This is a genomic window from Brucella sp. JSBI001, from assembly GCF_026014005.1.
GTDB classification, from domain to species: domain Bacteria; phylum Pseudomonadota; class Alphaproteobacteria; order Rhizobiales; family Rhizobiaceae; genus Brucella; species Brucella anthropi.
Map to the genome: position 1 here is coordinate 313,509 of NZ_CP110339.1, position 24,548 is coordinate 338,056.

The window sequence follows — 24,548 nt, forward strand, 5'->3', positions numbered from 1 at the left end:
ACAAATTGTCAGTCTCTGCTCTCATTGGTTCAATTTTGTATAACCTGATACCTGACAAAGAGATTTCAAATAAGCGTTCTCATTGTGGCGGCTATGAACTAAATCGATCAGCCTTTTGGTTCGGTTCTCCACCTCAGCATGGTCAGCGTATATTTCTCTTAACGCCTCCGCGTAAAACTTTGCTGACGCGAACCGATCCACTGCCCACCCCGTCGAGGGCGTTATTAATTCCGAAACGCCACCGACATCTGATGCTACTATCGGATATCCAAGATAAGAAGCTTCGATTACGGTATTCGGCATCCCCTCCCAGACGGAAGTAAACAAGAACACATTGCCCAAAACTTTCTGGTCCCATTCAACGGGATTCTCATATGGTCCAGACAGAACCAAATTTTTCAGTTTATTGAGTTCCGCTTCATACCCACCGTCAACGACAGCTCCACCGAACACGTAGAAATCGCAAAATTCTTCAGTTATTTTTGCTACTTCAATGAGCAAATCTACGCGCTTTTCTTTATCTAGACGCCCAGCCCAAATAACTTTTAGCTTTTCACCGCCGGATGAATTGAATTTCCGTTTGGATGATAGTGCTATTGATCCTTGACGGTTAAAATGCCGTCGAGTTTTGACTTGTTGTAAACAGTAATAAATTTTTTGAATGTTCAGTTATGCCTATTTTCAACGGCTCCTCAATGGAAAACCGCAAATTATCTGTAACGACATTATCGATTTTATCTATATTTGGCGGTAGAAAATCTTGAGCGTAACCTATTATTTTTGTATTATCGTCTGGATCAAACTGCAATGCAAAGACGCTGGCAATAATATCTATATCGCTCAAGAATCTTGATGGAAGTTTTTTCAGAAATTGTAGGCAGTCACAGAATTTATTATATGAAAACATGTAACGGAATTGCCCGGAATATCAGATAGAGCAACTCTTCTCTATGGATGGCATCAATTACATCCCAATCGTTTAAATCAACTATTAATATGTTACTCGGCATTTCTGGAAGTGGCCGCTTTGGACCACCATCCGTGAGCACGATTAACGCAGACTTGTCGACATTTTTGGAGGCATAGGCTTTGGCATATTCCAGCGCGGCGGACTCTGCACCACCACCGGCATAGAAGTTTATAGCCATCAGGAGGTCAATAGACCCGTTCGATTTCATGAACGTGAGTATTTCGTCCAAGAGCGGTGCGGGTAATCCACTTTGATTTACAGGATAGGCAAACCCTAATTTACCCCCATCAGGTTCGGCGATATCTGTAGTGCTCTTTTCAAACTGACGCACCAGCTTGTACTGTCGATATTTCGCCCGAAGCTGACCAGTTGTAGTCCAATGAGCTACCTTCGCCGCCCTCAAAAGTGTGATGCGCAGTTTCGGGAATCGGTTCAACCTAGTGTTCAGTGCTGACACAATGCGCCATGCTTCGCTGAGTTCAAACTGTTGCAAGCGCGCAATAGCCTGGTTAGCGCGCCGCTCTTGCGTGTCTGCCCGGTCGATAGCCCGAGTAAGCTCGTCGCGGTAGGCCGCTTCAATTTTCGAAAGCTTGTTTAAAAGCAGATCGATGGTTGCGTTCAGTGTGGCATTTTCTGCCTGGACGTCAGTTGATATGTCGCGTTCAGCGCCTAGAGGTGACGTTCTGTCGGTCTCCTATTTCCTATTCGACATATTTCTCCTTCCCAAACCAACGAGCATGCTGGGCTAGCTTTAATAGCAAGCTGCCTGTGCCGTTGTTAGATAGATGATCAGGTTATATATTAGGGAAACCTAAAAAATGGCAAGATCATGAACGAGAGAATAATGGTCCCTACGTCAGAATCCATGCGCGATATTGCCGAGATGTCGGAAGTAGAACATTTCTCAGGCCAGAAATATTTGGACGCGAAACCGCGCTCAATCACCCGGCTTTTCTGGAAGTTTATCTACATCTTCTCACGTCAGGAAAAGGACCGGCTTATTTCCGTTGACATGGAGAATGCTGCGCCCCAGATGACCTGCTCCCCTTGATGTCCGCGATTAGAAATTAGCTCTGTTCAGGTTTTGGTCGTTTGTGGACCGGGTTGCAAACTCATAAGGGGGCAAGCCACCACGGCTCGTATGCGGACAACTAAGGTTGTAGTAGCTTCCCCATTCTTCGATGATTTGGCGAGCGTGTTGATCGTTGGTGAACAGATGTTCATGGTGACTGACCTTGCCCGCAAGTTTTATCCAGTTTTGAGTTCGCTCCAGCGGTTTTGGGTTGCTGTATTTGGGGCGGTAGCGGCGGGTTGCGGTGCGGAGCCATTTCGGCTGCGCAGCACCGCATCACGTCGCGGGTTGATGGTCTGAGCGAACTCGGCAGGTGTCAGCCAGCCGAGGCCAGAATGTGGACGGTGCACGTGTGCCTATCGCTCGCTTCCGACCGCCACGCTTGCCTACTGTCAGCTTCTCCTCCCGATAGAATCGGAAGAGCCTTTATGGTTCACAAGGTACGCTCGCACGGCCTCGAGGAAGTAGCCGCTTACTGGCGGGTAGCGCTCTTCGAGGGCAGCCACGGCGTAGCGCCTTCCTGTCCCCGTTCGGCCCCAACTAGCCTGCAGTGAAGCGGACATTCCCGGCGACTGGCGCTGGTGTGTGGAACGAGGTCGGAGGCTAACACGAGTGTTGACGAAACCTTAGCACCCACGCTTGGTCACAGTTTTGGACGCGCGCAGTTGAAATCGTGAGAAAAATCAGCAACCCCAGCTTAAAGGCAGCTAGTGATCAACGAGTCCAAGTTAAGTGACAATTGACAATAGGTTATTTCTGTCAAAAGGCTAAATTACGTGACAGTTGATAGTATCGAGAAAATGGCGCACCCGAAAGGATTCGAACCTCTGACCCCCAGATTCGTAGTCTGGTGCTCTATCCAGCTGAGCTACGGGTGCTTGCCTGTGTGCCGCTCGCTGCGGCGATGGGCGGTTGATAATCGGACGGATCGCTAAATGCAAGCGTCTTCTTAGAAAAAAATGTGGTTCTGTGAAGATTTCTTGTCAGGCCCCACATTTCCGGGCTTTTCGTTCAAAGTTGGCACAACGGTAGATTGCCTAAACACTTTCCTCTGCCCGTTGGGGGCTCCGGTCTCCGCGTTGCATCGGCAAATCGGGGATGCGAATCTCGAAATGTGCCCCAACCGGGCGGTCTTCTCGAAGCTCGATTGTCCCGCCATGCGCGCGGATCAGTTCTTGCGCGATGGCAAGCCCAAGACCAGTGCCGTCACTGCGTGTTGATCCCTTGAAAGCCGTGAAAAGATTGTCGCGTGCTTTTTGTGGCAAACCGGGGCCGGTGTCCTCGACACCGATGATTGCCGTCGTCCCGATTCTTCCGGCAGAAATTGTGAGTCGCTTGACGGTCGCGTCATCAATGCTCTGATCACGCTCCATGGCTTGCACCGAATTCCGGCAAAGATTGCTCAGTACACGGAACAACTGCTCCGAATCGACATTGAGTTCGAAATCCTCCGGGACAAGATTCTCGAACTCAACGCTGCTTTCTGACCTGGGGCTCAGGGTTTCCTGAACGTCAGCGATAATTGTGTGCAGCAGAACGCGACGCGGGCGCGGTGGTGCTTCTTGCGAGCGACCATAGGCCATGACGCTTTCGGAATAGCTGATCGCGCGGCTGAGAGTGCGGATAAGTTTGGGTGCAAACCGCTGCACCATTGGGTCTTCGGTATCGGCAAGCCGGTCAGACATCAACTGCGCTGAGGCCAGAATATTGCGCATGTCGTGGTTGATTTTGGAGACGGCGAGGCCAAGATCGGCGAGATGTTTCTGTTCTTTGAGCGTTCTCTGAAGGTCGCTCTGAATATGCGATATCTGACGCTGTGCCACGCCGAATTCGTCCTTGCGGTTTTCTGGCACAAGGATCAGCGCAGGATTGTCAGGGGATGAGGCGAAATCGATCATGTTGCGATGCATGATGCGCACCGGCCGCAACAGCATTTCGTGAATGATCAGGTAGATCAGGCTCGCCGCAATCACTGAAATGATGAGCGAGATAAAAGTCACGTTGCGCGCATAGACGAGCATGGCGTGTCGGAGGGGTGCATCCGAGGTCACGATTTCAATAATACGTCCCGGAGAACTGGATGGCGAAACCGAACCATAGATTCGTAGTGTTCTGTCTCCGCCGTTGAACAAGGTTCCGAATGCGTCCCATATGGCAGCTGCTTCGCTGATATTGTTGAGATCAATGACCTGGTCAATCTTGCCGGGTACTTCCGACATGGCGAGCAGACGCGAAGCACCGGCTTCACGCATGGCTATAGCTTTCGTACCGGTTGCCAGAAGTACCTTGTCCTGAATGTCACGCGGCACATCCATATCGCCGCCTGCGGCGAGAACCTCGCTGACCGCGCCCACCGTATCAAGTCTCGAACTCATCCAGCGCACGCGCATATTGGCAACAGACGGGACGAAGATCAGAACTTCGGTGATCAGCACGGCAAGTGCGGTCAAGAGCAATAGTTTGCTCGAAAGCCGGTTTCGCCAGGGTAAACGTGTGAACTGGGTTGACGAGAGCCGTTCCGTGGTCGCAGTTTGGGAGGCCGCTTCAGGGGAGGGCGTGCCCGTATCTGTGGTCTTTTCAACAACCGCCATAGCCTGTGCTTCCAACGCGAGGTGAACCGGCCTAATCGCCGCAGTGCCTCAACCTGTGTGCCATCGAAACGCAATACATAAAGGTAGCCTCCTATATATGGAGCCGATCGATAAATCCAACAGCCTTTGTTCAATCGGTTAAGAACGCACCCGCTCCCGGGATCTCTGCAAGCAGTATTACCGAAATTTAACTCGACGCCTTGAGATCGTGCGTGCAAAGTCTTGGTTGGAAAAATCCATGCATCCTGATGGGTTGCATGATTTGCGCAATGTGAAGGCAATCATCATTCTGATACTATTTGCTGGCATTTTCCGCGCCCGACAAATTGGTTTCGAAAACGAGGGCCGTCAGGTGACGGTAGGCCTTGCCGGAGAGCTGAATGAAATCCTGGAAGCAGATTGCCTTGTGCCTGCTCATAGCTGCGGCTGCTGTTGGCGGCTGGTATGCCTATAAGAACAAGAATGATGTGGTGAAGGCCGCAGCAACGGGCGAGGAAGCGCCGAAAGGCGAAGGCGGGCGATCCGCACCACTCGTTGTTGTCGAGGCTGCTGGCGAAGAGACCATCAATAACCGTTTGACGGCTATCGGTTCGGCACGGGCTCTCAGCACCGTGTCGATAACCCCGTACTCCAGCGGTTACATGACGAAGCTTTACGTCAAGGCGGGCGATAGCGTGAAGGAAGGCGACTCGATTGCCGAACTTGACGCCGAGACGGAAAAGATCGCTGTCGCTAAGGCCGAGACGGCGTTGAAAGATGCGCAGACGACACGCCAGCGCATTGCAAAATTGCGGGCGACGAACACCGCAACTGAAGTTCAGGTGGTTGAGACTGAGCTGGCGGTCGCCAATGCGCAGCTTGCTTTGCAGGACGCGCAGCTCGCCTTGAGCCGTCGCACGGTTCGTGCACCAATCTCCGGTATTGTTGGTATTCTTCCTGTCAATGTGGGTAACTACATTACCGCACAGACTTCCATCGGTCGTATCGATGACCGGTCGAAAGTGCTGATCGATATATGGGTGCCAGAACGCTTCGCACCGCAAATCAAGGTTGGCCAGCCATTGACTGCGGAATCGACCGCTTTCCCGGGTGAGACCTATAGCGGCGAGATCAACGCGGTTGACAATATGCTGGATGAAGCCAGCCGTACGCTGCATGTTCGCGCAGAAGTGCCGAACACGCAGGATCGTCTGCGCGCGGGCATGTCGTTCTCCGTCACGGTTCTCTTTCCGGGTGATCGCTATCCTTCGGTCGACCCACTGGCCATTCAATGGGGGGCTGACGGTTCCTATGTGTGGCGTGTTGAGGACGGTGTCGCCAAGAGAATTGTCGCGCGTATCGTTCAGCGCAATTCAACCAACATTCTCATCGATGGTCCGGTGAAGCAGGGCGACATGATCGTTACGCAAGGTGTTCAAACCGTGCGCGATGATGCGCCGGTACGTGTAAAGGACGAGCAGGGTACGGCACTGGCTGATCCTGTTTCGATAACACGTACTGCAGGATGAGGGTAAACGCGTGACCGGTCACAATTCCTCATCCAGCAGCGGCGGATCGACGGCGCTTTTCATCCGTCGTCCAGTTTTTGCTTTCGTTATCAACGTTCTGATTGTCGTCGCGGGTCTTGCTGCTTTCACAGGCGTCGATATTCGCGAACTGCCGGACGTTGACCGGCCTGTGGTGACAATCAGCACGGATTTCAGTGGTGCATCCGCTGAAACCATTGACCGTCAGTTGACACAGGTTCTCGAAAACGCTGTCGCGCGCGTTTCGGGCGTAAAATCTATTTCCTCAACATCGTCGTTTGAACGCAGCCGCGTCACGGTGGAGTTCAACGATGGTGTAGACCTCAACGTTGCCGCCGCCGACATGCGCGATGCGATTTCCCGTGTCGCCAATGACGTGCCGGAAGAAGCGGATCCGTCGCGCATCATCAAGGCCGATTCCAACGCTGATCCCGTGATGCGTCTGGCGGTTACGTCTGACACCATGTCTGTCGATGACATGACGGTTTTGGTCGAAGACCAGATACAGGATATCCTCTCCGCGGTTCCGGGCGTGGCTGACGTCCAGATCAACGGTGACCGCGACAAGATATTCCGCATCGATATCAATCAGGCGCGCCTTGCGAGCTACGGTCTGACCATTGCGGATATTTCTACGGCGCTTTCTTCGATGGGGCTGGACGCCCCTGCCGGTTCTTTGCGTAGTGCCGATCAGTCCATCGTTGTCCGTGCCACGGCCAATCTGGAAAAGCCGGAAGATTTCGAGAACGTCTACATCAACGGACGCACGCAAATCCGCGATGTTGCGACCGTCACGCTTGGGCCGGATATCGAAAGCTCGGCGGTCCGGTCCAACGGCAAGACGGCAATCGGTCTCGGCATCGTCCGTCAGGCGCAATCCAATACGCTCGACATCTCGGAGGGCATTCGCGCAGCGGTCGCCAATTTGCAGAAAACCTTGCCCGCGGGCGTGAATATCGCCGTTACCAGTGACGATGCGAATTTCATCAATGGCGCTATCCACGAGGTGGAAATCGCGCTGATTGCGTCAGTGATCATCGTGGTGGCGATTATCTTCGTGTTCCTCTGGGATATACGCGCAACGCTCATCCCGGCCTTGTCCATGCCTGTCGCTTTGATCGGCACGATTGCGGCCATCTATCTGGCAGGATTCTCGGTCAATATTCTTACCCTTCTGGCTTTGGTGCTCGCCACAGGTCTCGTGGTTGATGACGCCATTGTTGTGTTGGAAAACGTTGTCCGGCGACGCAATCAGGGCATGGGGCCGCGTGCTGCGGCAGTCCTCGGCACGCAGGAAGTCTTCTTCGCCGTTATTGCCACGACGCTGACTTTGGCGGCAGTTTTCGTTCCAATTTCGTTTTTGCCGGGGCAGGCGGGTGGTCTGTTCCGTGAATTCGGCTTCGTGCTGGCAATTGCTGTTCTTCTGTCATCTGTTGTTGCGTTGACGCTTTGCCCCATGCTTGCCTCTCGCTTCCTCAAGGAAGGGAATGGCGAAGACGGCGGCCATGGCCCGCTTTTCCTGCGTCGTATCGGCGGCGGGCTTGCGACCTTCTATAAAAAGACGCTGCACATCTGTCTGTCGGCGCCATTCGTTGTTGTGCTGGTGGCAATGCTTTTCGCAGGCGCATCCTTTGTCGGCTACGGTCTGATCCGTCAGGAACTGACGCCCTCGGAAGATCGTGCCGTTGCACTGCTGCGTATCAATGGGCCGCAGGGCATCAGTGTGGAGTTCCTCCAGTCTCAGCTTGACAAGATTGAGGAGGCCGTCCAGCCTCTGCGCGATAGCGGTGAAATCATTACTACTTATGCCATCGCAGGTTCCGGCGGGTCGTCCAATAACGGCTTTGTTGTCCTGACGCTGGCACCGTGGAAAGAACGCGCGCGCAGCCAGCAGGAAATCATGGCTGACATTACCCAGCGCATCAAAGGCATAACGGCGGTGCGTATTTTCACCACCCAACCGAACAGCCTTGGTATTCGTGGTGCGGGCAACGGTTTGCAGTTTGCCATAGTCGGTAGCGATTATGCCAAGCTACAGCCTGCCGCGCAGGCGGTCGTTGCCGCGCTGGAAAAGGATCCACGATTCGTGCAGCCGCGACTGTCCGTCGAGCCGACCCAGCCGCAGCTTTCCGTCGAGATCAATCGCGAACGAGCATCCGATCTTGGTATCGACATCACAGGGCTTGCGAATGCTGTGCAGTCGGTACTCGACGGTCGCAAGATCGGATCGGTTTATGTCGGAGATCGCAGTTTCGATGTGAAACTCGTTGCCACCACCAACCCGATCAACGATCCGACCGATCTTGAAAACATATTCATGAAGACGACGGACGGTCGTTATGTGCCGATGTCGTCTATCGCTACGGTCGTTGAGAAAGCGGTTCCGCCGCAGCTTGATCGCGAGACGCGCCAGCGCTCGGTGTCCATAACGACAAATCTGCGCGACGATTTCGCTTTGGGGGACGCCTATAAGGTCGCACAGGAAATCGCGGCACCTTTGCTGCCTCCGGGAAGCCATATCATTCCGCTGGCTGAAGCTTCGACACTCAGCGAAACATCAAGCGGCCTGGCAATGGTGTTCGGTTTTGCCATCATCATCATTCTTCTGGTGCTGGCAGCGCAGTTTGAAAGCTTTGTCAGTGCGCTGATCGTGATGGCGACGGTTCCTCTCGGGCTTGGTTGTGCGGTTTTTGCGATGCTGCTCACAGGTACGAGCCTGAACGTCTACAGCCAGATCGGTCTCGTGCTTCTGGTCGGCATCATGGCCAAGAATGGTATCCTGATTGTCGAATTCGCAGATCAATTGCGTGACAAGGGCTTGAGCGTTCGAGAAGCAATCGAGGAAGCATCCAACATTCGTCTTCGCCCGGTCTGCATGACGATGATCTGCGCCGTGCTTGGCGGTGTGCCGCTGGTTTTGGCAAGTGGCGCTGGCGCAGAAGCCCGTGTGGCTCTGGGCTGGGTCATTGTGGGTGGTCTTGGATTAGCAACGATTGCTACGCTTTATGTAACGCCGGTCGCCTATCTGCTGCTGGGACGCTTTACGCAGCCCAAAGCCGAAGAGGAAGCACGGCTCGAAAGAGAGCTGAACTACGCCCTTAAAGGGAAGTCACAAAAGGGTGGCACCGCTGAACCGGCGGAATAAACAAAAAGAAACCGGCCTTTTGGGGCCGGTTTTTTGCTGTTTTGAACCGGATCACTTCTTCATGGCGTCGGTTATCTTGGCTGTCCACGCGCCTTCCGGTTTCTTGGTGATGACGGGGTCGGAGCCACCGCCCAGAAGCGTTTCCACGGTGCGGTCGGCAGCCGCCACATCAAGGGTGCCATCGGAGCCGTCAACCAGCTTGCCGATTTCCTTGACCATACGTTCCTGAACTTCCTTGGTCTGAGCACCGGAAGCATCGTTGTCGAGTATGATATCAGCTGCTTCTCCAGGGTTCTCGGATGCGTATTTCCAGCCCTTCATTGAGGCACGGACAAAACGGGCGAGCTTGTCGACCATTGCCGGATCATCAAGGCTCTTTTCCAGCACATAGAGACCGTCTTCCAGCGTGGCGACACCTTGCTCTTCATATGGGAAGACGACAAGCTGATCGGCTGGAATGCCTGCATCAATCACTTGCCAATATTCATTATAGGTCATTGTGGAAATGCAGTCGGCCTGCTTCTGGATCAGCGGGTCGACGTTGAAGCCCTGCTTGAGCACGGTCACGCCATCCTTGCCGCCTTCGGTCGGAATTTTCAGATGGCTCATCCATGACAGGAACGGGTATTCATTGCCGCCGAACCAGACACCGAGCGTGCGACCCTTGAAGTCTTCCGGCTTGGTGATGTTGGTGTCCTTGCGGCAGGTCAGCATCATGCCGGACTTCTTGAAGGGCTGGGCGATGTTAACGAGCGGGACGCCTTTTTCGCGGGTCGCGAGCGCCGACGGCATCCAGTCAACCACAACATCCGCGCCACCACCGGCAATCACCTGCGGCGGAGCGACGTCCGGTCCGCCCGGCTTGATATCGACATCGAGATTTTCTTCCTCATAGAAGCCTTTGTCCTTGGCGACATAGTAACCGGCAAATTGCCCCTGCGTCACCCATTTGAGCTGCAAGGTCAGCTTGTCGGCTGCCATTGCCGAACTGCTCATGAGTGCGAGCGCCAGTCCAGCTGTTCCAAGGCATAAAGAAATTGCCTTTTTCATTTCAGTTCTCCTCTGGTTGTCAGCTCCGTCTTATAGTGACGGATGCCAAATATTCAGGCTTATGCCCTTCTGTATGAAGGGTGCCAGAATGTCATTCTGCGCTCGATCAGCGCGATCAGCCCATAAGAGAGCGACCCCGCAAGAGCAGCCACAAAGATTTCAGCCCAAACCATATCCACATTCATGCGCCCGATTTCCGCAGAGATGCGGAACCCCATGCCGACAATCGGCGTGCCGAAAAACTCCGCCACGATCGCTCCGATAAGTGCGAGGGTGGAATTGATCTTGAGAGCGTTGAATATGAACGGCATGGCCGCTGGAAGACGCAGCTTGAACAATGTCTGCCAGTAGCTTGAGCCGTAGGTTTCCATCATGTCCCGTTCCATTGCCCCGGTACTGGCAAGGCCCGCAACCGTGTTCACCAGCATAGGGAAGAAGGTCATGATGATGACCACCGCTGCCTTCGATTGCCAGTCGAAGCCAAACCACATCACCATGATCGGTGCGACGCCCACGATTGGAAGTGCTGCAGCCAGATTGCCGAGCGGCAACAGGCCTTTACGCAGGAATGGAATCCGGTCGGCGATGATGGCGGTTATGAAACCGAGACCGCATCCCGCCACATAGCCGATGATGACGGCCTTCAGAAAGGTCTGTCGGAAATCCGCCCAGAGAATTGGTACGGACGCCGTTATGCGTGCCCAGATTGCTGATGGTGCTGGAAGGAGAACCTGAGGAATAGTGAAAAGCCGGACGGTTACTTCCCAGAGCAATAACATTGCGATGCCAAAGAGCGCTGGCACTGCGATATCCAGAAGCTTTTGGCCCAAAGGGTTACGGGTCTTGAGACTTGCGACCCAGCCCACAACCAGCCATGAAACAGCTATTAGCGCTATGACGGATAGGATGCCTGTCATCATGTGGCTGCCCTTTCCGGCTTTACACCCATGCGTCGGTTCACAAGCTGTGCCGCGACGCCAATCAGCGCAACCAGCACCGCAGCCATCAGAGCAGCAGCAACGAGTGCTGCCCATATCTGCACGGTCTGGCCGTAGTACGAGCCAGCAAGCAACCGGGCACCAAGGCCGGCAACTGCACCGGTTGGCAATTCACCGACGATAGCCCCCACAAGGCTGATCGCGACGGCGATCTGCATCGATGTGAACAGGAATGGCATGGCCGCAGGCCAGCGCAGTTTCCAGAACACCTGCGATCTTGATGCATTATAGGTGCGCATGAGGTCGAGATGCATCACATCAGGCGATCTCAGCCCCTTCACCATTCCCACCGCTACGGGAAAGAAAGAGAGATAGGTGGAGATGATAGCTTTGGGCAGCAAGCCCGATATGCCAATGGCATTCAGGACCACGATAATCATCGGCGCGATGGCGAGGATCGGGATCGTTTGTGAGGTGATGATCCATGGCATCAGGCTCTTGTCGAGTGTGCGGGAATGAACAATTCCCACAGCGAGAAGAACGCCCAGCGCCGACCCAAGCACAAAACCGAGCAGGGTGGACGATAGTGTGACCCATCCGTGATAGATCAGGCTGCGCTTGGAACTCGGTTTGACTCCGAAGACGGTTTTCCAGATTTCTTCAGCTACCTGATGCGGTGCGGGCAGGACCGGTCGGTCCTGATGCATCGTATTGGCAACAAGCGTCGAGAAGGTGATTTCTGTCCCTGCGCGTGTCGCCTGATCACGCTCAAACGGGGCGTTGAGCACCGCCGCCAGGCCGTACCAAAGCGCAATAATGACGGCGAGTATAGTCGCCACGGGGATGAATCTGTCGTGCAGGAAGCCTTTCATGGACGATCTCCAGCACGATGCCGTTGAAAAGCCCCCTTATTCATGGATGTGCCCCAAACGCAAACCCTCACGGACGCGGTGGGCAATTTTCAGGAACGCTTCGGACTCCCTGATTTCAAGTGGTCTGTCCGGGCCAAGATCGCAATCGATGATTTCATGAATGCGGCCTGGGCGCGGGCTCATGACAACGATCTTGGTTGAGAGAAACACCGCTTCCGGGATCGAGTGTGTGACGAAAATCACTGTTTTGCGGGTTGCTGCCCAAAGCTTGAGAAGCTGTTCGTTGAGGTGATCGCGCACGATTTCGTCCAGAGCGCCGAAGGGCTCGTCCATCAGCAGCATATCGGGATCGAATGATAATGCGCGGGCTATCGATGCGCGCTGTTGCATGCCGCCGGAAAGCTGCCAGGGATATTTTTTGTCAAAGCCTGAGAGATTGACGAGCGCGAGGTTCTTTTCGATCCGCTCGCGCCTTTCTGCCTTGGAGAACCCCATAATCTCCAGCGGCAGGCTGATATTGTCTTCGATGGTACGCCACGGAAACAGAGCGGCCGCCTGAAATACGTAACCATAGGACCGGTCGAGACGGGCTTGCTCCGGTGTTTTGCCGTTGACCGTGACAGAACCTGATGTCGGTTGCTCCAGATCGGCCACCACACGCATCAAGGTAGTCTTGCCGCATCCCGAAGGTCCGATGAAGGAAACGAACTCGCCGCGCTTGACGGCAAGATCAATATTGGACAGCGCATGGACAGGTCCGTCATTCGTCTCGAAGACGAGCGACAAGTCTTTGATGTCGATCACTGTCTGCGCATTTGCCTCGCCCCGTTCCGGGGCCATGCTGTCATTCAAGTTCATGCGCGGTTCCCGAAGCTGGACGATGGCCATGTCTCAGACCCCTATCGGCATATGTTCGGCGCTGCGTTCCACCTTGCGCGGCGCAACGATTTCCTTCCATTGTGACAGCGCCCGATTGACGGCACCGTTCGGTTCGCGCTCGACGAAGCGCCCGTCGCCTGGCTCTGCCTTGACGTGTCCCTTGTCGAAAGCGATACGTCCGCGTGAAAGCGTCGTCCTCGGCAGGCCCTTGAGCTCAAAACCTTCGAACACGTTGTAATCAATCGAGGAAAGCTGTGTTTTTGCAGAAACCTTCTTGGTTGCCTCCGGATCCCAGATGACAAGATCAGCGTCAGCACCCGGCAGCACTGCGCCTTTCTGCGGATAGATGTTCAAGATCTTGGCAATGTTTGTCGAGGTGACAGCCACGAACTCGTTTGGCGTCAGGCGACCAGTGCGCACGCCGCGTGACCACAACACTGGCATACGTTCTTCCAGACCACCCGTTCCATTCGGAATCTTGGTGAAATTGCCGATGCCGTAACGCTTCTGTTCAGTAGTGAATGCGCAATGGTCGGTTGCAACGCATTGCAGGCTTCCGGCTGCAAGACCGGCCCACAGACTATCCTGATTGACCTTGTCACGGAATGGCGGCGACATCACCCGGCGTGCCGCATAATCCCAATCCTTGTTATGATATTCGCTTTCGTCCAGCGTCAGATGCTGGATCAGCGGCTCGCCGAACACGCGCATACCCTTTTGCCGGGCGCGGCGGATCGCTTCATGGCTCTGTTCGCAGGAAACATGCACGACATAGAGCGGAACGCCTGCCTGATCGGCAATCATGATCGCGCGATTGGTTGCTTCACCCTCCACCTCCGGCGGACGCGAATAGGCATGGGCTTCCGGTCCGTCATTGCCTTCGGCCATCAGCTTGGCTTGTAACTGCGCAACGATATCGCCGTTTTCAGCATGGACGAGCGGCATGGCACCCAGTTCAGCACAACGCTGGAACGATGCGAACATCTCGTCATCATTCACCATCAACGCGCCCTTATAGGCCATGAAGTGTTTGAAGGTGTTGATGCCGCGCTTCACCACTTCGGCCATTTCGTTGAACGTGCGCTCGTTCCAGCCGGTAATCGCCATGTGGAACGAATAATCGGTGCGCGCCTTGCCAGCCTTCTGGAACCACTCCTGAAGCGCGTCGAGCAGATTGCCTTCGGAATCCGGCAGCACGAAATCGACCACCATCGTCGTCCCGCCAGAAAGGGCAGCCGCCGTTCCAGTATCGAAATCGTCGGAAGAATAGGTCCCCATGAAGGGCATTTGCAGATGGGTGTGCGGGTCGATGCCACCCGGCATGATATAACAGCCGGATGCATCTATGACTTCATCGCCGGAGAGATTGTCGCCGACAGCGACAATCTTTTCGCCTTCGATGAGAACATCGGCTTTAAAGGTGCGGTCAGCCGTGATGACGGTTCCGCCTTTGATGACCTTTGCCATTGTTCGTCGTTCCCCTTTTTGGTTTTGTTGCGAACAGTAGCAGTAGTGGATGGTTGTGAAATCAGCTTACAATTTCAGCAGTCTCCAATACCGCATGCAGAAGCACGTCGGTTCCCGCCGACGCCCATTCCTTCGAAATATCCTCGTCTTCATTATGGCTGAGCCCGTCCACGCATGGGCACATGACCATGGCCGTTGGCGCGACACGATTGACCCAGCAGGCATCGTGGCCTGCGCCGGAAACGATGTTGCGATGGCTATAGCCAAGCCGCTCTGCCGCATTGCGGATCGCCACCACGCAACCATCATCAAAGGTCACCGGGTCGAAATGTCCGGCCACCTCAATCTCGATGCCGATGTCCAGTTCTGCGGCAATCTTCGGCGCTTCCTTTTCAAACCGCGTTTTCATGTCATCCAGCACATCCTGGTTGGGCGAACGGAAATCCACAGTGAAAACGATCTGGCCCGGAAGCACATTGCGTGAATTGGGTGAAACGTCGATATGGCCGACACCGCCAACCGCATCCGGCTGGTGGGACATGGCGATTTCGTTGACGAGCTGCAGCATCTTGCCGAGGCCAAGGCTCGCATTCTTTCGCATCTTCATAGGCGTAGAGCCGGTATGTGCTTCCTTGCCGGTCAAGGTCACCTGCAGCCACCACAGCCCCTGACCGTGCGTGACAACACCGATATCCTTGTGCTCAACTTCAAGGATTGGTCCCTGTTCGATATGAAGCTCGAACATCGCATGGATTTTCCGCTGCCCAACCGGTTCATCGCCTTTCCAGCCGATGCGCTCCAGTTCGTCTCCGAATTTCTTTCCTTTGGCGTCGGTGCGCTGATAGGCCCAGTCCTGCTCGTGGACACCGGCAAAAACTCCGGATGACAGCATCGCCGGGGCAAATCGCGTGCCTTCCTCATTCGTCCAGTTGACGACGACGATTGGCCGCTTTGTCTTGATATTCATATCGTTGAGCGTGCGCATGACTTCGAGGCCGCCGAGCACGCCCAGCACGCCATCGAATTTACCGCCCGTCGGCTGCGTGTCGAGATGGCTGCCCATATAGACCGGATCGGCGTCGGCATCTTCGCCGGGGCGGAGGAAGAACATGTTCCCCATCGTGTCCACACCCATGGAAAGCCCGGATTTTTCGCACCAGCTCTGAAACAGTTTGCGGCCTTCGCCGTCCTCATCGGTCAAGGTCTGGCGGTTATTGCCACCGCGCACACCGGGACCGATCTGGGCCATGTCCATCAGACTGTCCCAAAGACGATCGCCATTGACTCTAAGATTGCTGGTGAGCACCATGCGCTCTGCCTCCGCATTATGTATGTGCATTTAAATTCGGGCCATTATACTTCTAGCCCGTATCCACCCGCCAATATATGTTCCCACGACCCGGCTCTTTGGCCACAATATTCTTGCCTTGCGGGCAAAAACTTGACTAGTTGGTCAAATTGCAGGCTAGAAGAGCGTTTGAATATGGTCAAGCGCTTTTGAAAAATTCTACACTGCTGAAAGGTGTCAAATGGCCACAGCTCCTTCAGACTCACGGACCGACACGGTTGAAAACGAGAAGATGTCGAACGACAAGTCGGAAGGCGCGACGCGCATTCAGGGTATAAATCGCAGGCTTATCCTCGATGCAGCGCTGGAGGTTTTTTCCGCCTATGGCTTTCGCGGTTCGACGGTCGATCAGATCGCCGAGAAGGCAGGCATGTCGAAGCCAAACCTGCTTTATTATTTCCCGCGCAAGCAGAACATTTATGTGACCGTGCTGGAAGATACGCTTGCCACCTGGCTGGAGCCTTTCGAACACATTAATCCGGACGGTGATCCGCTGGAAGAATTGCGGCGCTACATTGCTGTGAAGCTTGAAATGTCGGCGAAGAAACCGGAGGCTTCGCGCCTTTTCGCCAATGAGATACTGCATGGCGCTCCGGCGATTTCTGACTTTCTCAAAGGGCACCTGAAGCAGTTGGTCGATGAAAAAGCGGCAGTCATTCATCGATGGATTGCTGAAAAACGCTTGGCTCCGGTCGATCCTTATCATCTGATCTTCACCATATGGGCGGTAACGCAGCACTATTCGGATTTTTCCGTGCAGGTCGGGGCCGTTCTCGGCAGGCGGTCGGAGGAGGCCGGTTTTTATGATGAGACGGCCAAAGCGGTGAGCGCCATTATTCTTGACGGAATCCGCCCACGAAACGAAAACTCGTCATCATGAAAACGATTCTTATTGCAGCAGCCATTGTCCGTGATGAAGCGGGCCGTTTCCTCCTCGTGCGCAAGCGGGGCAGCGAGATTTTCTTCCAGCCAGGCGGCAAGATCGATGCAGGCGAGCAGCCTGAAACAGCCCTTATCCGCGAAATCGAGGAAGAACTTGGCATTCGCATTGACGAGGACCAGTTAAGCTATGCTGCGAAAATGTCAGCCCCCGCCGCTAATGAATTCGATGCAACAGTTGAAGCCGAGCTGTTCCATCTTAGCCTTAAGGAAGGGCAGGTGCCTGCCGCTTCCAGCGAGATTGAAGAGCTGATCTGGATCAAGGCTGGCGATCAAAGCCGTCCCGTTGCCCTGCTTTCGCAGAGCATTCAGGCGCGGTTTTCGGATGCAGTTTAAGCGCTCTCGACGCGATTTCCTTCGCGATCGAACAGATGCAGGTGCTGTACCGGGAAGCTCACCTGAATGGAACCCTGCGCATGAAGCGCATCGCGATCCAGCGTGAAAATCTTGAACGGCAATCCATGCAGGCTGAGATGCAGGATAATGCCGAAGCCGGTCGGCTCGACCAGATCGACATCAGCCGTCAGGCCTGCTGAATCCTCGATATGCACATGCTCGGGACGAACGCCGAGCGTGGCGTTCGCGCCATCCTTGAGTTTTACGGGCTGCGGCAATGCGATGAGCGTGCCGTCCTTGAGTTTCAGACGCGGGCCACCATCCTGTTCAAGATAGGTCACATCGAGAAAATTCATGGCGGGTGAGCCGATGAAACCTGCCACGAAGAGATTGGCCGGACGGTCATAAAGCTCCAGTGGAGAGCCGACCTGTTGCACCACACCACCATGCATGGCGACGATACGGTCGGCCAGAGTCATGGCTTCGATCTGGTCATGCGTCACGTAGATCGATGTGGCTTTCAGCTCACCATGAAGCTTCTTGATTTCGGCACGCATCTGCTCGCGCAGGCGCGCGTCGAGGTTGGAAAGCGGCTCGTCAAAGAGGAAGGCCTTGGGCTGACGCACAATGGCGCGCCCCATGGCAACACGCTGACGCTGACCACCGGAAAGCGCTTTCGGGCGTCGTTCCAGCAAAGGCTCAAGGCCGAGCTTGGCGGCGGTCGATTTGATGGCGCTTGCAATCTTTTCTTTCGGCGTTTTGCGCAGCCGCATACTGTAGCTCATGTTGTCGGCGACACTCATATGCGGATAGAGCGCATAGGACTGAAACACCATCGCAATATCGCGGTCTTTGGGTGCCAGTTCATTGACGCGCTTGCCACTGATCTGCACCTGACCGGCAGTGATGTCTTCAAGGCCTGCAATCATGCGCAGCAATGTGGATTTGCCGCAGCCTGACGGGCCGACCAGCACGATGAATTCGCCATCTTTGATCTCAAGGTCAACGCCGTGCAGAACAGCATGTTCGCCATAGCTTTTGCGGACTGACTGAATATCGATGGAAGCCATAGGGAAAAATCCTTTCAGCCTTTGACCGCGCCAGCCGTGAGGCCCTGCACGAGATATCGTTGAATGAGGAAGAAGAAGAGACAGGCCGGGATCAGCGCGAGCACGCCCGCTGCCATCATCTGTCCGAAATCGACCGAGAATTTTGAGACGAAGCTCAAAAGCCCGACCGGGAACGTGGCTGAATCATTGCCGGAAATCAACATCAGCGCGAACAGAAGCTCGCTCCACGCTGCGGTGAAAACAAAGCCGAGCGTTGCAGCAATACCGGGCAGGGTCAGCGGCAGAATAATCTGGCGGAAAGCCATGAACTGCGTTGCGCCGTCGATCTTGGCGGCTTCTTCGAGATCCTTCGGAATGCCGTCGAAGAACGACTGCATCAGGAAGGTGGCAAAAGGCACATTGAATGCCGAATAGACGATGATGAGGCCGATCAGGCTGTTGGTGAGGCCGAGCGGTGCCATGATCTTGTAGATCGGCGCGATCAGCATCACGAGCGGAAACATCTGTGTCAGCAGCATCAGCGCCACAATCCAGTATTTGGCGCGGAAGTTGAAACGTGACAGCGCATAGCCGGACAGCGATGCCAGCAGCGTAACAATAATAGCGGTTGAGCCGGACACGATCAGGCTGTTGCGGAAGAACAGTGGAAATGAGCTGTTGTTCAACACATGGCTGAAGTGATCGAACGTCATGCGCGATGGCCAGAGCCGCACGCCTTCGCTGTAAAGCAGATCATTGGGTGTGACGGAAACCTTCACCAGCCAGAAGATCGGAAACAGCGCAAAAAGGACGAATAGCAGAATGGCAATGCGATGCGCGCCGACAAGGAGGAGTTTACGGTTGGTCATGGCCTCAGTCCTTGTTCAGCAGCGTCTGGCGCAACAGCACGATGAGCATTGAATAGACCATCAGCAGGACAAGCAGGACCATCGCAATTGCCGAGGCATAGCCGAAATCGAGCCGTTTGAAGGCCTGCGTGAAGATGTAGCTGGCGACGATCTGTGTCCGGTCGGCAGGGCCGCCACCGGTCATCACGACAATCAGATCGGCACTGTTGGCAATCCAGACGGTGCGCAGCAAAATGGTGATAGCCATGGTTGGCGCGAGATATGGAAGCGTGATCGAGAGAAAACGCTGCACGGGGCCAGCGCCATCAATCGCTGCTGCTTCATAAAGATCGCGGGGGATGGCCTGCAAAGCGGCCAGCATGGTGATGGCAAAGAACGGAATACCCCACCACACACCGGCGGTAATGATGCCCCACATGGCCAGATTAGGGTCGGACAGGATGTTGTCTGGTGCGCTCAGAATGCCGATTGCATGTAGCCAGTGCGGCAGCGGGCCGATCACCGGATTAAACAGCCACGCCCAGTTAAGGCCGGTGAGGAAAGTCGGCACAGCCCATGGCAGGAAGATCAGCGCCTGCGCAATGCCGCGTCCGGCAAATGGTTTGTCGAGCAGCAGGGCAAGAATAAGCCCGAAAACGAACTGCAGCAGCACCGAGCAGCCGGTCCACCAGAGTGTGTTTTTCAAGGAACGATAGAAAGCCTGATCCGTCGCAAGTTCGCGGAAATGATCAAGCCCCACATAGCCACCCGAAAACGGGTTAAGCAACTGAATGTCGCGAAAGGCATAGGAGACGCCGAGGACCAGCGGAACCAGCATGATGGCGCCGATGAGGATCAGTGCGGGCGCGCTGTAAAGATAAGGCTCGGAGGCGTGCGCAAGTCGCTGCAGAAAGCTGCGGCGGTCCTGCCTTGGCACGTCGTTGCGCACCGGGGCCTTTATGGAAGCGGTGTCGTTCATCGTTTTTCCCTTCGCGGGGCTGCATCATTCGCTTTGCAGGCGCGGTCTTCCACGCCTGCAAGCTGTTCATGGTGCTATTGCTTTGAAAGGTGCTTCTGCTGTGCCTTGGTCAGATATTCTGCCCACTGATCGGCCAGCTGATCCGGCGTGATGTCACCGAGAAGCGCTTCCTGCGAGGTCTTGATGACGAGCGAATCCTTGAAGAAGGCAAATTCTTCCAGATAGGTCGGCATGACGGTCGGAACAACGTTCTTGTCAGCCAGTTCATCGAACCAGCCCTTGAACTGCTCGCCGCTATAGAACGGATCGTTCTGAGCAGATTTGAGAACCGGCAATGCACCGGTGCGCTTGTTCCATTCGATATTGCCTTCCGGGCCTTCAAGCATCGAGATCAGCTTCCAGGAGAGGTCCTTGTTCTGGCTACCGCTCATCATCGACCAGCCGGCAAAACCGATGGTCGGGAAGGTCTTGCCGTCCGGGCCCTTTGGCATGATGGTGACGCCGAAATCTTCCGGCTTCATGCGTTCGGCAATGGCGATCAGTGCATCCGGGTCTTGGTTGAGGAAGGCGCAGGTGCCGCTATAGAAACCGGCGACGGTTTCGTTGAAGCCCCAGTTGACGCTGTCCTTCGGTGCAAGGCCGTTCTTGTAGAGATCGACCATCCAGGTGATGCCCTTTTTCCAGCCTTCGCTGTTCATGGTCGAGGTGCCGTCTTCGTTGAAGAACTTGTTGTCACCGGCCATGGATGCAGCAAAAATCACCCAGCCATTGAGGCCGCCGGGGCCACCACGCATACAGAAGCCGGACTTGCCGGGAAGGGCGGCGATCTTTTTGGAGGCTTCGACAAATTCGTCCATCGTCTTTGGCGGCTCGGACACACCAGCCTCAGACAGCAGCTTCTTGTTGTAGAACATGGCATTCAGATAGAAGCCGTAAGGCAGCGTATAGGCCGTGTTCTTGACGCTGCGGCCAAGCTCAAGCGCGCGCTCGGTCAGGTCTGGCGTGGTTTCCCACTTTTCGAGATATGGTTCGAGGTTTTCCAGCATGCCATTGTTGGCATAGAGCGAAACCCAGGTGTCCGGCATTTCCATGACGTCGGGAATTTCACCGGCCGAAACCATGGTTGCGAATTTCTGGAAGGACTCGCCCCATGGCAGCGAGATGATTTCGACCTTGGTGCCCGGATTGGCTGCCTCAAACTTGGCAACGATGGATTCAAGCGTCTTGGTGCGCTCCGGGCTGGTGATGACTTCAACAAGCTTCAGAGTGGTATCGGCAAGCGCCGTACCGCTCAAAAGCATGGTTGCGAATGCGGCTGCTATTAGTTTTTTCATTGCAGTTCCCCTTATTGCTCCTCACTGGATTTTCGTTATTCGGTCGATGCTGCGAGCGCTCCTTCGATATCCCGCCACAGCGCTTCCGTTCCTTCCAGTCCGACATGCAGGCGCACGGAGCGCGGGTCGATGCCGAACGTATGTGCCGAATTTGGCTGCGCCTTCTGCTGCAGCACGACTTCGCCCGGCACGATCAGGCTCTCATGTCCGCCCCAGCTCACGCCGAGTTTGAACAGATCGAGATGATTGCAGAATTCGCGAATGTTCACGCCTTCCCGAAAGATGACCGAGAATAGGCCGGACGTGCCCTTGAGACCTGCTGGCAGACGATTTGCAAGTGCAGGGTGGCAGACAGTTTCAACCACATCCAGCGCCTGAAGACGCTTTGCAATTTCCAGTGCCGAAGCCTCGTGCGCCTTCATGCGCGTTGGCAAGGTGCGCATACCACGCACCAGAAGCCACGCATCAAACGGTGAAAGTTTACCGCCGAGATATGGATAGGTTTCCGCCCGGATTGTATTGATCAGGGCTTTCGATCCGGTCACGACACCGGCCACGACATCGCTATGGCCGCCGAGATATTTCGATGCCGAATGCACGACGAGATCAACGCCAAGCGACAGCGGGCGCTGGAAGATCGGGCTGGCCCAGCTGTTATCGATGATGCTCAACACGCCATGCTGCCTGGCAATCATTGCCAGGGCGCCGACATCATGGGCTTCCATGACCCAGCTCGTCGGGCTTTCCATGTAGAAGATTTTCGCGCCGGGCAGGGCCTTGGCGACAGCTTCCTCGTCACGTCCGTCGACGTAGTCAACCTGAACCTGCATACGCTTCATAATGGTGCCGAAAAGCCGGAACGCATCCGGGTAGACATGGCGCACGGCAACAATGCGATCACCCGGATTGACGAAGGCCAGAACACTTGAAGAGATCGCAGCCATGCCGCTGGCAAAGCCCAGCGCGTCTTCGCCGCCTTCAAGTTTTGCCAGCATTTCTTCAAATGCCCGCACGGTCGGATTGAGGCCGCGCGTGTAGATCGGGCGAACCTTTTCGCCGCGATAGGAGGCGACCATGTCGTCATAGCTTGGGAAGGTGAAAAGCGAGGTCTGCACGATGGGTGGAACCACGGCGTCGTAGGCATTGCTTTCATCATGAGCAACCGTAAGTGCTGCGAAATCCAGCGGATCCATCCCGTCGGTCATTTGGACATTTCCTTGATGTCTTCCTCGACAATGTCGAGGATCTTGAGTGTTTCCTGCCGTGCGGCTTCAGGGTCCTGAGCCACGATGGCGTTAAAGAGCGTGCGGTGGAACGGAAAGGTCCGCCGCGCGAAGTCGATCCGCTCAAACGGATGATCCCAGAAGTGCAAGAAGGCTTCGCGCATCTGTTCGAGCAATTGTCTGAAAAGCGGATTATGGGTCGCGTCGTAAATGGCGAGATGAAACGCCAGATCTTCCGGACCCGACGTCCCTTCCGCGATGTGAACGCGTTCCATCTCATTGAGATTATGTTCGATGATGACGAGGTCTTCCGCCGTGCGTTTGCGCGCGGCGACCATGCTGGCCTCGGCTTCGATGCCACGGCGCACTTCAAGCGATTGCAGCAATGCATCGCGCAATTGCGCGGGGTCGAATGAAAGTGGCATATGGATGGTTGCCGCCGAAATCGGCTTCAGCAGATAGGTGCCGCTGCCCTTGCGGGCTTCGATCACACCCAGCGCCTGAAAGTGTCGGATTGCTTCGCGAATGGTGGAGCGGCCGACAGCCAGTGCAGCCATCAATTCACGTTCAGCCGGAAGGCGATCTCCGGCCTGAAGCTGCGCTGTCGCGATGTAATTGGCGAGCGCATCTGTTACCTGCCGGGCGCGATCCATCGGCGGTAATGGAGCTATCTGCAGCAGCCTGCGATCTTTCATTCTGCCTCCATTTCACAGATTGGCCCAGGGTCTCAACGCGCAATCAGGTCAGAGCCGGTTCCCTTATTGGTTCTTAAATTGGTCTGACATCATAGTAATATCGACAGGAATTCGCGGCTGTCAAGAACGGTTTATTTGCACGTGAATAGACTGTTTGCATGCGCATGCTTTTCCGATTGCGCTTCGACAAGCTTGCTCCTATCAATCGCTGGAAGAGGAGTGCGGTGCGTTGAGCGCCGTTGTTGAGGAGATATCCATGCAATTGAAGGCATCCGAAAAGCGGACGCTTGGCCGAACTGGTCTGACTGTAACCGCGCTTGGTCTGGGAACCGCGCCTTTGGGCGGGCTTTATGCGCCGGTTTCGCGTGCTGATGCGGACGCTTTGCTGGAAGCCGGTTGGGACAGCGGCATCCGCTATTTCGACAGCGCACCAATGTATGGTTATGGCCGATGCGAGCACCTTCTTGGCGATATGTTGCGTGAAAGACCCGAGCGCGCCGTCGTTTCAACCAAGGTCGGGCGTCTGATGACCAATGAGCGTGCTGGTCGTACGCTGCCACCATCGCCGCCAAAGAATCCGCTCGATTCGGGCTGGCATAATGGCCTCAATTTCCGTGAGGTTTTTGACTACAGCTATGACGGCGTCATGCGCAGCTTCGATGACAGCCAGCAGCGCCTCGGCTTTCCGGAAATCGATCTTCTGTATGTCCATGACATCGGCCGCGTGACCCATGCCGACAGACACGAGTTTCACTGGAACGCGCTGACCAAGGGGGGCGGCTTCCGTGCGCTGACCGAGTTGCGCGCGGCAGGCAATATCAAGGGCTTCGGTCTTGGTGTGAACGAATGGCAGATCATTCGCGATGCGCTGGAAGAGGCTGATCTTGATTGCTCGCTTCTGGCTGGGCGCTATTCACTGCTCGATCAGGTTTCCGAAAAAGAATTCCTGCCGCTGGCACAAAAGCGTGGCATGGCGCTGGTGATTGCTGGTGTATTCAACTCCGGCATCCTGGCAGCCCCGCGCGGCGGCGAACAGAAGTTCGACTATGCCGATGCACCTGCCGACATCATTGCGCGCACCAATCGTCTGCATGATATTTGCGATCAGTTTAATGTGCCGCTTGCCGCTGCCGCCATGCAGTTTCCGTTGAGGCATGAGGCCGTCAGTTCCATTCTGATCGGTGTACGTTCACCTGAACAGATCAGGCAAAATGTGGTCTGGTTCGAGCAGTCTATCCCGGATGAATTCTGGCAGACCTTGCACTCTGAAGGCCTCATTTCCTGATC

22 protein-coding genes, 1 tRNA gene and 2 pseudogenes are annotated in these 24,548 nt (G+C 55.1%); 6 read left to right on the top strand and 19 right to left on the bottom strand.

What is annotated here, in order from left to right:
- Positions 1-21: 21 nt before the first annotated feature.
- From LJ361_RS01445 to LJ361_RS01455, 3 genes are read right to left on the bottom strand one after another with little or no spacing between them, the layout of a single operon-like run.
- A complete protein-coding gene (locus LJ361_RS01445) occupies positions 22-669 on the bottom strand; it encodes a glycosyltransferase (protein WP_320109279.1) in 648 nt (215 codons plus the stop codon).
- Positions 611-844: a hypothetical protein gene (locus LJ361_RS01450; RefSeq protein WP_264812462.1), complete on the bottom strand. Its 234-nt coding sequence runs from the start codon at positions 842-844 to the stop codon at positions 611-613. The genes LJ361_RS01445 and LJ361_RS01450 overlap by 59 nt, the downstream gene beginning before the upstream one ends.
- Before the next feature lie 49 nt (positions 845-893).
- Positions 894-1,463: a hypothetical protein gene (locus LJ361_RS01455; protein ID WP_264812463.1), complete on the bottom strand. Its 570-nt coding sequence runs from the start codon at positions 1,461-1,463 to the stop codon at positions 894-896.
- 351 nt (positions 1,464-1,814) lie between these two features.
- Between LJ361_RS01455 and LJ361_RS01460 the strand changes: the two genes are divergently transcribed.
- Entirely contained in the window at positions 1,815-2,021 is a 207-nt protein-coding gene (locus LJ361_RS01460; RefSeq protein WP_166942838.1) for a hypothetical protein, read from the top strand.
- Positions 2,022-2,030: 9 nt separating this feature from the next.
- Here the strand turns inward: LJ361_RS01460 and LJ361_RS23550 are convergent.
- The 4 genes and pseudogenes from LJ361_RS23550 to LJ361_RS01475 form a co-directional block, all read right to left on the bottom strand.
- Positions 2,031-2,165: pseudogene (locus tag LJ361_RS23550) on the bottom strand (IS3 family transposase); the annotation flags it as partial.
- Between the two features lie 53 nt (positions 2,166-2,218).
- Positions 2,219-2,386, bottom strand: a pseudogene (locus LJ361_RS01465) (IS3 family transposase); the annotation flags it as partial.
- 457 nt (positions 2,387-2,843) lie between these two features.
- Positions 2,844-2,920: transfer RNA gene (locus LJ361_RS01470), tRNA-Arg, on the bottom strand.
- Between the two features lie 159 nt (positions 2,921-3,079).
- On the bottom strand, positions 3,080-4,633 hold the full coding sequence (locus LJ361_RS01475; protein ID WP_071631916.1) for a sensor histidine kinase: 1,554 nt from the start codon (positions 4,631-4,633) through the stop codon (positions 3,080-3,082).
- Positions 4,634-5,013: 380 nt separating this feature from the next.
- Here LJ361_RS01475 and LJ361_RS01480 point away from each other — a divergent pair, with 380 nt between their 5' ends.
- Positions 5,014-6,141: an efflux RND transporter periplasmic adaptor subunit gene (locus LJ361_RS01480; protein ID WP_166943177.1), complete on the top strand. Its 1,128-nt coding sequence runs from the start codon at positions 5,014-5,016 to the stop codon at positions 6,139-6,141.
- A 10-nt stretch (positions 6,142-6,151) separates the two neighbouring features.
- On the top strand, positions 6,152-9,304 hold the full coding sequence (locus LJ361_RS01485) for an efflux RND transporter permease subunit (RefSeq protein ID WP_010658165.1): 3,153 nt from the start codon (positions 6,152-6,154) through the stop codon (positions 9,302-9,304).
- Positions 9,305-9,355: 51 nt separating this feature from the next.
- On the opposite strand, the gene LJ361_RS01490 is transcribed toward LJ361_RS01485, so the two are convergent.
- The 6 genes from LJ361_RS01490 to LJ361_RS01515 form a co-directional block, all read right to left on the bottom strand.
- Positions 9,356-10,354, bottom strand: a complete 999-nt coding sequence (locus LJ361_RS01490; protein ID WP_010658166.1) for an ABC transporter substrate-binding protein — start codon at positions 10,352-10,354, stop codon at positions 9,356-9,358.
- Positions 10,355-10,413: 59 nt separating this feature from the next.
- Positions 10,414-11,274 (bottom strand): ABC transporter permease, encoded by an 861-nt coding sequence (locus tag LJ361_RS01495; protein WP_166943175.1) that lies wholly within the window; start codon positions 11,272-11,274, stop codon positions 10,414-10,416.
- Positions 11,271-12,164, bottom strand: coding sequence for an ABC transporter permease (locus tag LJ361_RS01500; RefSeq protein WP_010658168.1), 894 nt, complete (start codon positions 12,162-12,164; stop codon positions 11,271-11,273). Before LJ361_RS01500 ends, LJ361_RS01495 begins: the two co-directional genes overlap by 4 nt.
- A gap of 36 nt (positions 12,165-12,200) precedes the next feature.
- The gene (locus LJ361_RS01505; RefSeq protein WP_080574579.1) at positions 12,201-13,022 is read right to left on the bottom strand and encodes an ABC transporter ATP-binding protein; all 822 of its coding nucleotides are present in this window, start codon (positions 13,020-13,022) and stop codon (positions 12,201-12,203) included.
- 33 nt (positions 13,023-13,055) lie between these two features.
- Positions 13,056-14,510, bottom strand: a complete 1,455-nt coding sequence (gene hydA, locus LJ361_RS01510) for a dihydropyrimidinase (RefSeq protein ID WP_166943173.1) — start codon at positions 14,508-14,510, stop codon at positions 13,056-13,058.
- Between the two features lie 61 nt (positions 14,511-14,571).
- Complete coding sequence (locus tag LJ361_RS01515) at positions 14,572-15,819, bottom strand: Zn-dependent hydrolase (protein ID WP_010658171.1); 1,248 nt, start codon at positions 15,817-15,819, stop codon at positions 14,572-14,574.
- A gap of 220 nt (positions 15,820-16,039) precedes the next feature.
- Between LJ361_RS01515 and rutR the strand changes: the two genes are divergently transcribed.
- Both rutR and LJ361_RS01525 read left to right on the top strand, forming a co-directional pair.
- The gene (gene rutR, locus LJ361_RS01520) at positions 16,040-16,738 is read left to right on the top strand and encodes an HTH-type transcriptional regulator RutR (protein ID WP_012090679.1); all 699 of its coding nucleotides are present in this window, start codon (positions 16,040-16,042) and stop codon (positions 16,736-16,738) included.
- Positions 16,735-17,133, top strand: a complete 399-nt coding sequence (locus tag LJ361_RS01525) for an NUDIX hydrolase (protein ID WP_166943170.1) — start codon at positions 16,735-16,737, stop codon at positions 17,131-17,133. Before rutR ends, LJ361_RS01525 begins: the two co-directional genes overlap by 4 nt.
- On the opposite strand, the gene LJ361_RS01530 is transcribed toward LJ361_RS01525, so the two are convergent.
- The 6 genes from LJ361_RS01530 to LJ361_RS01555 all read right to left on the bottom strand — a co-directional run bounded on the left by LJ361_RS01530 (position 17,130) and on the right by LJ361_RS01555 (position 23,261).
- Entirely contained in the window at positions 17,130-18,203 is a 1,074-nt protein-coding gene (locus LJ361_RS01530) for an ABC transporter ATP-binding protein (protein WP_166943167.1), read from the bottom strand. The genes LJ361_RS01525 and LJ361_RS01530 overlap by 4 nt on opposite strands.
- A gap of 14 nt (positions 18,204-18,217) precedes the next feature.
- Positions 18,218-19,051 (bottom strand): carbohydrate ABC transporter permease, encoded by an 834-nt coding sequence (locus LJ361_RS01535; RefSeq protein WP_010658175.1) that lies wholly within the window; start codon positions 19,049-19,051, stop codon positions 18,218-18,220.
- A 4-nt stretch (positions 19,052-19,055) separates the two neighbouring features.
- Positions 19,056-20,009 (bottom strand): carbohydrate ABC transporter permease, encoded by a 954-nt coding sequence (locus LJ361_RS01540; protein WP_166943165.1) that lies wholly within the window; start codon positions 20,007-20,009, stop codon positions 19,056-19,058.
- A 74-nt stretch (positions 20,010-20,083) separates the two neighbouring features.
- Positions 20,084-21,343 (bottom strand): ABC transporter substrate-binding protein, encoded by a 1,260-nt coding sequence (locus LJ361_RS01545; protein ID WP_166943162.1) that lies wholly within the window; start codon positions 21,341-21,343, stop codon positions 20,084-20,086.
- Positions 21,344-21,378: 35 nt separating this feature from the next.
- Positions 21,379-22,548, bottom strand: coding sequence for a PLP-dependent transferase (locus LJ361_RS01550; RefSeq protein WP_166943159.1), 1,170 nt, complete (start codon positions 22,546-22,548; stop codon positions 21,379-21,381).
- Positions 22,545-23,261 carry a FadR/GntR family transcriptional regulator gene (locus tag LJ361_RS01555; protein WP_166943156.1) on the bottom strand — a complete coding sequence of 239 codons (717 nt, stop codon included), beginning with the start codon at positions 23,259-23,261 and terminating at the stop codon, positions 22,545-22,547. Before LJ361_RS01555 ends, LJ361_RS01550 begins: the two co-directional genes overlap by 4 nt.
- Positions 23,262-23,517: 256 nt before the next feature.
- Between LJ361_RS01555 and LJ361_RS01560 the strand changes: the two genes are divergently transcribed.
- Entirely contained in the window at positions 23,518-24,546 is a 1,029-nt protein-coding gene (locus tag LJ361_RS01560; RefSeq protein ID WP_166943153.1) for an aldo/keto reductase, read from the top strand.
- The last annotated feature ends 2 nt before the right edge of the window (positions 24,547-24,548 follow it).